Here is a 10,334-nt window from a genome sequence, read left to right as displayed (position 1 = left end):
GGCGTACACACCGGGCGACGCGCCAAGGTCGCCATGCCCGCTGTCAGCACGCGGCTCGAGCGCCGGCTCAAGATGATCGAGCGGATGCCGCCCAAGCCCAAGCAGCAACTACTCGGGCTGATCGATACGTTCCTGGCGGCCGCGGAACAAATCAAACGATAACGATTCGCCGCAAAGAATGATTCGCCAGATATCTGAGTTCGCAGGACCCTCGGCCGCTGCCTAACGCACATGCCTCCAAGAAAAGCCTGAAGAAGTGAACTCTGTTTTTGGGTAAGGCCGATCAGGTAACACCAAGGCAACGGCGCCGGGCGCCGGCGCTGTCGCAACGGCCAGCTCTTGTCCAGCGCAACTGATTAACGCAAATGCGCAGTCGGATGTAATGCCGTACTCCGACGCGCTTGCGACCTTAATGTCCGCCAGAACAAAGTGATTCAAGTGAAAATCAACGCGGCGAAATCCTGGGGGAAGAGACTCTACGGACGATTGCTCTACTTGAATCGAGCCCATCTCGTGTCCCGACTGGGTCATCGTCGGAATACCCTGCACGGTCCAAGCTATTCCACTGTGCCAAACAAGCTCTAAACGCCATGTGCATTCAGGCGATTGACCTTCGGGCCACCTAACGCACGAAAGCAAACTTCCGCAAGCAGCAGTAAGTCCCGAGGCGCCGCCACCGAGAAATCGAATTGGAAGATGCGTACTCATAGTTTCTCACGCGGAGGATAGTGCAGCGTCTCGTGCGGCTTATCACCATTAGCCGGAATGTCGATACTCCGTCCACCCGATGAATTGACTTCTCGACCGAACACCCCGTTCGCGCCAATTTGCGCGCCTTCCGGTGCTGACTCTCCTGGACCCGCGGGGTGTGTTTCTCCCGCCAATGTAACCAGATCCGAGTCATAGTCACCACCGGAGCCACCATACTCCGGCGACAATGTGCCCGACGTAGCACTTCCGCCAGACCCACGCACTTCCGGATTCTCGCCGACCAAATCCTCGGGCAATGGTGGTGCCTTGCCGCCAACTTCCTGATTACTTGGGCTGTCGCCTCCCTCTGCAACCTCGTTCAGAACAACTGCAACACCAATAATGGTAAGTATCTTTCCAACCACAGCCCCAACAGCTGCACCCGCTGGACAAGCCGGACCGCTGATCGCACATCCACCAAGTGCCATTGGAACTGCGAGCCGCCCATCAGGATCAGAGAAACGATACGGATTGTTGTTGCCGTACCAATAGCGGTTGAAGTTGGTGCCATTGACCGAGTTGGCCGTGACGGGATCAATCGACAAGAACCTTCCGATGCCGGGATCGTAATAGCGCTGCTGCATCTATTCGCTGCTGACTCCCACTGTCAGGCAGACGAGAAAGCGAACCCGGAACCGTTCTTCGTGCTTCTAGTCAGCCGCTACCGTCATCGAGGGGCGAATACGTGAACCACTTCAATAGAGTTGTTTCGTGCGCATCCACGGTGATCACATAGTAAAGGTCGTCAACCCCGACGGGCTGATAGAAATAGCAAACGTCGTCGCATCGATCGAGGCGGACTGCGCCGACGAACCTGACGTTGTACCCCATCGCTCCGAGCAGCGATTTGCCCGCCGCGCTGAGTTGGGCAGAAGCCTCGATCTCGGTCTCTTGTCGCGGAAGTCGGAGGTAGTCGCTTCGCGAGGGGCGGTAGTGCTCGATGTACGTGGTGGCCTCGACCCCGTCAGTTGACGACGGAGCGTGGGTGCACGCAGGCAACCCTATCAGGAGGATCAACAGGGTTATTGCTGAAAGGAACCCACGCTGAACGTTCAATTGTATTCCTCGATCATTCTCTCTTCGCCCTGCGAACGGCGGTAGTCGTTCTGCATGTCAATCGCGGGCTGTTCTCGCGCCGGGTTGCCGGTCTCCGGGTCAGGTGGCGCATCCTGTGCCGGCATGACGCCCTGATCCTTCATGTAGGCGTGCTTCAGTTCGTGGACCAGGATCTCCACGGGCGACTGCTTGACGCCATGGTGGGCTGGCGACCTGCCTGGATCGTAGTACGTGTTCGTCCCGGTTCCCGTTAGGTCGGACTCACCTGGGCCGGTGGCGGTATTGTTGGCCTGCAGCATTTCAGTCGGGCTGTCGTCGAAGCTGCCTATGTTGTGGACGTTTGGCGAATCTTCCAGCGCTTCTATCATCTTCCGAATCTCGGGAGTCGATGCCTTTGCTGCCGCGATTTGCGCGCGAATTTCTCCTTCGCCCTGCTGGAAGTACCTGATCTCACGCCCGTCAGGGTCGACGTACTTGTACGGGTTGTTGGCCGCGTAGTTGTACCGGTTGAAGTTATTGCCACCCTCACGTGCTGCCACCGGATCAACAGACAGGAACCTCCCAATCGCCGGATCGTAATAGCGCTGCTGCATGTACGTCAGCCCGGATGCAGCGTCCTGAATGTGGCCAGTGTATCCAGGCCCATCCTCAACTTTCGTGAGCTGCTGCCCATATGGCTCGTACCCCCGCCGCTGAACCACCTGGCCGTTCTCGTCGGTCAGGGTAGAAACACTACCGAGAGAGTCAGTGTGCACGTAACGGACAGCAGGCTGCGCTTGCACCGTCTGCGCAAGACCAAGAATCATCATGATCGCGGTTATTAGCCGCATGCTCCGGCTCACATTTCCTCCGACGGCGGCGGGGCCACCAAGTTGGTCAAGTTAGTCAAACCCACCGTATGCGTCACTGGATAGGCGCCGCAGGTACCGCTGGCTGAGGCTTGAACCCTGCAGCGATAAATCCCATCTACGCCTCGGCCTTCCATTGATTGCATTCAGAAATCGGTTCTCTCAATGTACTTTGCCAGCAGCCCGCTTGAATCAGCAACCAAAACGATCGAATACGGAACTCCCGCACCTGACGTCACCACAAAGTCGGAGCTGTATTCAACGCCACCACTGCTCGTCGTGCTGACGTCCATTGAAATAGACAGCTTTTTCTCTACCTTTCTGACAGCGCTTTCGTTTGTCTCGCCAAAGACCAAGCCGAAGGGGAGAGATACGGTGTCAGCCGCATCATTGAAATCCGCTGACACAACTGAGACTGCCGACCCGAAGACGACATATTTTATTCCTGTGTCGTCTATGCCTGAACAGTCGTCTAGAGAATCAGGGCGGTCAAAACAGTCGGTAGAATTGAACTCGCGCGCATCGCTCACACTCAGAACTGATCCGATCGAAAATATACCAAGGTCACGGCGATCAACAATCTCTTCTTGAGAATCGACCGTTGAAGTACAAGCTGGCAGAGGCGCGGCCCACAGCATTGACATCAGAAGTAGTCTACTCATGGCTTCTAATTCCCATCCAGCAAGGGAAGAGTCGATAGGCGGGGGATACAGCGTTTGCTGCGACTAATGCGCAGTCGGGAAGTGAATCTGACCCCATTTCCGGCGGCACTGCGCACTGATGCGGCAAGCCCACGCATTGCGCGGGCTTGCCGCAATTGGAAAAGCCTAGTTGTCTTCGTTAACTTTTTCGGAAACAGTTCTTGTTGCCAGCACCATTAAATTTCTGACATACCCTTCAAAGCCAGATCGCTTCGCCCTTTGCAAAAGCTTGGCGTACTCCGCGTCGTAATCCTCACTCGCTGAGCACTTCAACAACCCCATCGGCAAATTGTGAAAAACATCAGCGATCTTTTGTGCGGCATTCAACGTGTTTGATGCGCGAATCTCGATGAGTGCCGTCGCCAACATGTAATGCAACGCCTTTCGCTTCGCTATTGATTCATCCATTTTCAGCGCCTCACAATTCTCTGTACGGACCGAGCGGGTCTTCATCTACGTTGTCCGGAAGATCGGGAAGTTCTTCGACAGGAATGAGCGTATCGCTCGGCCAACCACGCGCCCTTGCCTCATTGATTCTTGTATTGCCATCAAGAACCCGGTTTCCGCGAACCTTAACTTTCTCTCCATCTGCTGGATTGTTGATTGCTCCACCAAGCTCGTCGTCGGTGAGGTTGCCAATTTCTGGGTTGTTCTGAGGATGATCTGGGGCGTGGATCGGCTCCAAATCGCCGAGCTCTCTTGTTCCCTCTTCGCTAGGACTATCGCCCTCCTCAGATGGGCCTTCGGCGGCCTCGTTTGCCAGAACACTATCGATGGCGTTCTGAAGATGCCGCTGAGTGACCACGATTCCGACATAGAGATAGTCCGCACCGCATGTCAGCATTGAGTTGCAATCAATGTAACAAGAACTACCGTTGCAGACCGCCTCTCGGCCGTCCGGATCAGTAAAACGATAGGGGTTGTTGTTGGCGTACCAGTATCGGTTGAAGTTCGCCCCAGTCGCTGAGTTGGCCGTGACGGGATCAACCGACAGGAACCTTCCGATGCTGGGGTCGTAATAGCGCTGCTGCATGTAGGTCAGCCCCGTTACCGGGTCCATAACATGCCCGGTATAACCGATGCCGTCGATGGTCTTATTGATCGCGCCGCCGTACGGATCGAAGTTCGTCCTCTCGATCACCGCGCCCGCCTGGTTGCTCATGGCCACCGGGCTACCCAACGCGTCGGTGTGCTGGTATTTCACCACGCTGGCACCGCTGAACGGATTCTCCTTGATCGCCACCAGGCTGCCGGCCAGGTAGATGGTCTCGAACGTCCTGGCCTGCGGGTCGGAGTGCTGGAACATCACCTGCCCGCTGGCGCTGTACATGCTCAGCTTGCTGCCCGCGGGCGTCCACGCCAGCACCCGCCGCCCATGGCCGTCGTAGCGATAGCCCTCGGCGCCACCCGGGCCTGTCGCGGTACGCAGGCGGTTTCCGTAGTCGAAGTAGTAGCTAGCGGTATCCTTGCTGGCAAGATTGCCCTGCAGGTCATAGCCCAGCGAATGCAGCGTGCTGCCGCCGGTGTTCTGGATCGCGGTCAGCCGGTTGCTGGCGTCATAGGTGTAGTTGGCGTAGTCCTTCACGCCCGCGAGCTTCCAGGACCGCAGGTTGTCCAGGGCGTCATAAGTGAACCGATGCCAGTGATCGCCACCGAATACCGCCGAGCCCGCGTCGGTCAGCCTGTCTAGGGCGTCATAGGCCATCCAGCGACTGCGGGCGCCGTCGTTGTGGTCGATGGTGGACAGGACGTTGCCTTGGGGGTCGTACGCGTAGGTGTGGTCCAGTGCGCCGCCGGTGTCGGTGCTGCGGGCCGGGAGCTGGCGGGCATTCTGGACCATCGTGTGCACGAGCCCGTTGCCGTAGGTGAACTGCTTGACGGCGCCACTGGGGTGGTACTGCACACCCATGGCATAACTGCCGGCCTGGGTGGGCTGGCCTAGGGCGTTCGGCGCGTAGGCGACGTTCAGCCCCGTGGGGTAGGTCTGCGAGGCCAGATGGCCGTTGGCGTCATACCCGTAGCCGAGATTCCACGTGTACCAGCCGGGGATGCCGGAGCTCTCGGCCGTCATCAACCGGCGCTTGTTGTAGCTGTAGCTGTTGACGACCGACGTGCTGCCCTCGTTGTTGAGCGTGATGATGCTCGCCGGCAGGCCATCGGGCGTATAGGCCCAGGTCTGATTGCCGTTGCCGTCGGGAAACACGAGCCCTGTGACGCGATTGCGAACGTCGTAGGTGCGGTCCACCCGCCGGCCCGAACTGTACGCAACTGTGCGCGCTGGCGTGCAGGCGCTATCGCCCGTGGCCGGGAGTGACAGACCGGCGGCCGACCATGCCAGGTTGCCGGCCGCGTCGTACTGCATCACCGTGGCGCCTGTCTCCGGCTCGATCGTCTTGCAGAGCCGGCGATGCGCGTCATAGACGTAGTGGCGGCTGAGCGATTGGCTGCCTCCGGTCCACGTTCCGCTGCGGGTGATGGTCGTGGGCTCGCCGCGCTCCGTGCGCGCAATCGCCGTGGTGACGTTGGCCGGCGCCAAGATCTGCTTGGGCGCCGAGGTGTCGGGCTGATCAAAGGTCTGATAGCTCAGCGTGGTCTGGAATCCCCGGGGGTTGGTCATCCGGCGCTGGAACCCCGTCAGGTACTGGGTCGTCGTGGTGAGCAGCCCGTGTTCGGAGTCCTGGCTCACCGAGGTGGGCCGCCCCAGGACGTCATAAAGCGTCCAGGTGCCCTGGGTCGCACCGGCCACGCTGGTGAGGCTCGCCACCGGGTAGGCGCTGAAGCTGGCCCGGCCATCGGCATCGTAGTCCTGGACAGTAAACCGGCTGGTTCCTGCGACATTGGCGGTGTCGTACTCGCGCACTAGCCGCGGTCGCCAGAGGCCATCGAAGTAGGTGATCCGGCGGGCATTGCCGGTGCTGACGGTCTGTCGCCAGTGGCCAGCGGCGATACCGTACTCTGCGGTAGCCACGGGCACCGTGCTGATCGTCGTGGGCGCCCAGACAACACTGTCGCCGGTCGGGTGCGTGACCTGGCTGACCCGGCCACCGCCATCGTAGGCAAAGCTGGTGGTATCGCCCAGTTCGTTGGTGACGCTCAGGAGGTTTCCCGAGCCGTCCACGGTGGCGCTGACGCCGGTGCTGTCCGGGAAGCCCACGGCCCGGGGGACACCCCGGTACCAGTTACTCAGCGTCGTGGTCTGGTTCAGGCCATCCTTGACCGTGGCCAGCGTTCCGTTGGCGTTGTACGTGTAGGTTTCTACCAGCAAGCCGTGCTTGGTGATGGTCGTCGGCAGCGCCGACGTGGCGTGGTGCGTGACTTCGAAGAGCTTGGGCGACAGGCCGGCGAATTCCTTGGACTTGACCTGTCCAACGGTCCAGCTCGCAGTTCGATCGTGATAGGCCGTCAGCTCGGTGCGGGTGTGCTGCACCGCGCCCGCGATGCGCGTGCGCTGGCGAACGCTGGTCGGCCGGGCGAAGTTGTCGTAGCTGTTCGTGTAGGACTCGAACGTGGTGCCGTCGAGCGTGATGACCCGCTCGCGAACCGGCCGGGTGAGCGCGGCGAGCGGCTGGTAGGGCACCAGGTTGGTGCCAAACGCCGTGGCGAACGGCTGCGACGCGGCCTCCGCGTCGGTCAGGAAGGTCGAGATCGTGCGCTGCTTCACCGTGGTGCCGTCGAGCACCTCTTCGGCCAGCATCCGCCCCTCGTTGATGTCAAAACCGGTGCCGAAGGTGTAGCGCGTCTTGCGCCCCGTGCTTTCTGTGACCGTCACGTACTTGGCGTCCGTCTCAGGCGGGCACATGCCGGCCGGGCACGGGAAGGGTGGCGGGCAGTACCACTCGAAGGTGAACGGGTCCTGGTAGCAGAAGCCGAAGTTGTCCACGTGGCCATAGTCGTAACTCCAGGTCTTCGATGACATGCCGGGACCGACCATGGTCCGGGACACCAAGGAAATGGTGTCGGCGTAGTTCGGGATCAGCAGTTCCTCCAGCGCCGTGCCAGGCGGATTGTTGCAGTAGTAGTTCACCCGCGTGCGGAAGTGGCGCTTGCCGTGGAAGGTATACGTCGTGCTGGCACCGGCCGGGTGTTTCACCGTGTAACCATAGACCTGCTCGGGCAACTGAAACGGGGCGCACGTTCCGGTCGGGCCTTCCCACGGAAGTTGCCAAGTCTCGGTCTGCGCCAGCCCGCCTGTCGACGAATAGACCCAGTCCGAGCCATCGGGCAGTACGACGCGCTGGAGCATGGGGCCGGTGGCGTATTGGTACGTCCAGGTCTTGCCAGCAGCCGTCGCGCTGGTGATGCGGTCGCCACTCCACGTCAGCGTGATGTTGCGGCTGTCGCTGGAGTTGATTTGGGTCAGCTTGTCACCGGTATAGCTGTAGGTCACCCAGTTGCCATGGCGATCCTCCACCCGGGTAGCGAGCAGGAACACACGGGCGCGTCGGAGCTCGTCCCCGGGAGGCAGTTCGTTTACCTCCGGCATGCGAACCGGGGGCGCCTCTTTGGTGACCATCCAGTTGAACGTGAACTTGGTGCCATCGGGCGCAACAGCCAGGAACCCTTCTCCGGTGCCGCTGGCCAAGGTGGACAGGCACTTGATTCGATAGCCAGACTTGGTGATCCAGGGATACGTCGCACCGTCGGTCGGCTGTGGTACGCCTGCCTTGTTATTGACGAACAGCATTTCGGCGCCCGCGTCCGGTAGATGCATGCTGTAGCCGTGCCAGACCTTGTTGGCGTTCCACTGGCCGGGCATCGTGGGCGGTTGGGTGTTGGAACAGCGGGCCGTGCTCCCGCCCGAGCCGACCTTCCAACCAACGGACCAGGCAAAAGTGCCATCTATATACGGGATGTCGATCTCCCACTCCGCGAAGCCGCCAACCGTGGGTCGAAAGCCAGACGTGCGGTCATCGACCTTCATGGTGCGACCCAGCCGAACTGGGACGCTGCTGTTGCCGGGCAGGTCAATGTCAACGACGCTGAAGCTCGTGCTGCCGTTGTAGAGGCTGGTGTTCGCGCCAAAGGCGGCATCCGTCAGCGGACTCACCTTCTGAGCGGCATCGGTGCGCTTGGCGTACTCGCGGTACGGAAGAATCGCGTCCTGGGCGATGGCAACACTGCTGGCGACCGTCCACAGCACCAAGGAACAGCCGAACGCGAGCGCTTTCGTCATGGCGGGGGTCTCATGGTTGAGGGCGATACTCAGGCAAACGCGGGGATTTCGCGTTCCCGGCCAGCCCTTTTTGTGACGGCCGTCGCAGTTCCAGCGTCTCATGGGGCCGTCTAGGGTCGTGCCCGCCGCGGCAGGCCAGGAGGGGTTGGCCCCCTGCCTGGCCCTTTTCGGCTACTCCCCCTTGCCGGGTACGGCGCTCGTCAAGCGGCGCATCGACTCGCCCTTGAGCTCGATGCGGTGGGCGGCATGGACAAGGCGATCCAGGATCGCATCCGCCAACGTCGGCTCGCCCAGATACGCGTGCCAGTCGCTGACGGGAAGCTGCGAGGTGATCACCGTGGACAGGGTGGCGACCCGGTCATCAACGATTTCCAGCAGATCCTGCCGACCTTAGTTGGTCAGCGTGCACACGCCCCAGTCATCAATCACCAGCACCCGGGTGCGCGCCAGCTGCTGGCGCAGACGGTGCAGGCTGCCGTCTTCACGGGCGATCTCCATTTCCTCGAGCAACCGCGGTAGCCGGCGATACAGTACCGGCAGGCCGCGTCGCGCGGCCTGGTTGGCGTAGGCACACGCCAGCCAGGTCTTGCCGACCCCGGTCGGGCCCGTGAAGATCAGGTTCTGGCCCTTGGTGGCCCAATCGCAACTCATCAACGCCGTCATCTGCCGCTTGTCCAGGCCCCGGCTGGCGCGGAAGTCGATGTCCTCCACCGCGGCGTCGCCGGCCTTGAGGCGAGCCGTCTTGAGTAGGCGGCTCACGCGACGCGATTCCCGGGCCTGGCGCTCGTGGTCCACGAGCATGGCCAGCCGGTCTTCGAACGGCAGATCCTGCAGCGCGGGGTTACCGCGCTGCTGTTCGAACGCTTCGGCCATGGCGTTCAGGCGTAGGCCGCGCAGGCCCTGGGTCGTTTGTTGAATGAGCATGGGTCAGGCCTCCGAGGGCTGGCGGTAATAGGCGCTGCCGCGCAGGTTGGGATGGTCGGGCGGCAGCATGGTGGTGGCGGGTTCGGGACGCGTGCGCTTGTGGCGCCCGCTCTGCAGGAGCGACTTCACCGACTTCAGGGTCAGCGACTGGATCTCCACCGCTCGCCGCGCCGCGGACTCCACGGCCTCGGGCCCATGGGTCCGCACCAGCTTGCGCAAGCCGTCACAGGCCGGCAGGCCCAGCGCCGGCACCGGCCGGTCGAACTGCTGCTGGACCACCTGCATGACGGCGGGACCGACGGTGCCAGCCCATGCCAGGACCTTCTCGGGCGTCCGCTCGGCATAGGCCCGATGACTTTCAGGCGGATGCGCCGGGTTGGTGGTGATCCCGCCGGCCACGGTCGAGAGCGCGTGCGACGCGACGCGGATGTGCTGGTGGAAGATTTCCACCACGCCGGCGCTCAGGCGGGCCGAGACCCGCTGACCCACCAGGCGATGCGGCACCGAAAACCAGTGGCCGGCAATCAAGAGGTGGTAGCCGCTGTCGACCCGAAGCTCGCCCGTCCACTCGGCCAACACGTAGGGGCGTTCGGGCAGGGGCAGGAGCTTGCCGCGTTCCTCGGCCTCGAACCGGGCGCGGCGGCAGCCGGGCAGTCGCTTGAACCCGCGGTCGTTGAACGCTGGCAGGAGGTCGGCGATGGCCTCATTGATCTCAGCCAGCGAGAAAAAGGTCATCTTGCGCAGGCGCGCCAGGATGTAATGACCCAGCGGTTCCTGCACAGGTCAGGCCGCTAAAGCATACGCCTCGGCGGGTGTCTTCATGCCGAGCGCCTGGTGCGGGCGCCGGTGGTTGTAGAACTGGATCCAGTCGCCGATCGCGCG

At 61.6% G+C, this 10,334-nt stretch carries 7 protein-coding genes and 2 pseudogenes; all 9 read right to left on the bottom strand.

The annotated features are described in order from the left end of the window. Positions 1–704 precede the first annotated feature (704 nt). Positions 705–1,334 carry an RHS repeat-associated core domain-containing protein gene (locus tag ACYVGY_RS08050; RefSeq protein ID WP_460456971.1) on the bottom strand — a complete coding sequence of 210 codons (630 nt, stop codon included), beginning with the start codon at positions 1,332–1,334 and terminating at the stop codon, positions 705–707. A gap of 70 nt (positions 1,335–1,404) precedes the next feature. After that, positions 1,405–1,806 carry a hypothetical protein gene (locus tag ACYVGY_RS08045; RefSeq protein ID WP_460456970.1) on the bottom strand — a complete coding sequence of 134 codons (402 nt, stop codon included), beginning with the start codon at positions 1,804–1,806 and terminating at the stop codon, positions 1,405–1,407. Next, complete coding sequence (locus ACYVGY_RS08040; RefSeq protein WP_460456969.1) at positions 1,803–2,648, bottom strand: RHS repeat-associated core domain-containing protein; 846 nt, start codon at positions 2,646–2,648, stop codon at positions 1,803–1,805. The genes ACYVGY_RS08045 and ACYVGY_RS08040 overlap by 4 nt, the downstream gene beginning before the upstream one ends. Before the next feature lie 152 nt (positions 2,649–2,800). Beyond that, positions 2,801–3,316: a hypothetical protein gene (locus ACYVGY_RS08035; protein WP_460456968.1), complete on the bottom strand. Its 516-nt coding sequence runs from the start codon at positions 3,314–3,316 to the stop codon at positions 2,801–2,803. A gap of 165 nt (positions 3,317–3,481) precedes the next feature. Beyond that, positions 3,482–3,808 (bottom strand): hypothetical protein, encoded by a 327-nt coding sequence (locus tag ACYVGY_RS08030; RefSeq protein ID WP_460456967.1) that lies wholly within the window; start codon positions 3,806–3,808, stop codon positions 3,482–3,484. After that, positions 3,774–8,528, bottom strand: coding sequence for an RHS repeat domain-containing protein (locus ACYVGY_RS08025; protein WP_460456966.1), 4,755 nt, complete (start codon positions 8,526–8,528; stop codon positions 3,774–3,776). The genes ACYVGY_RS08030 and ACYVGY_RS08025 overlap by 35 nt, the downstream gene beginning before the upstream one ends. A gap of 171 nt (positions 8,529–8,699) precedes the next feature. Further along, a pseudogene (gene istB / locus ACYVGY_RS08020) lies at positions 8,700–9,452 on the bottom strand (IS21-like element helper ATPase IstB). Positions 9,453–9,455: 3 nt separating this feature from the next. Further along, positions 9,456–10,232, bottom strand: a complete 777-nt coding sequence (locus ACYVGY_RS08015; protein WP_460456965.1) for a Mu transposase domain-containing protein — start codon at positions 10,230–10,232, stop codon at positions 9,456–9,458. 6 nt (positions 10,233–10,238) lie between these two features. Beyond that, positions 10,239–10,334 (bottom strand): annotated as a pseudogene (locus ACYVGY_RS08010) (integrase core domain-containing protein); the annotation flags it as partial.

It is taken from the genome of Arenimonas alkanexedens, from assembly GCF_054781355.1.
This window is presented reverse-complemented; position numbering and strand designations above follow the sequence as displayed.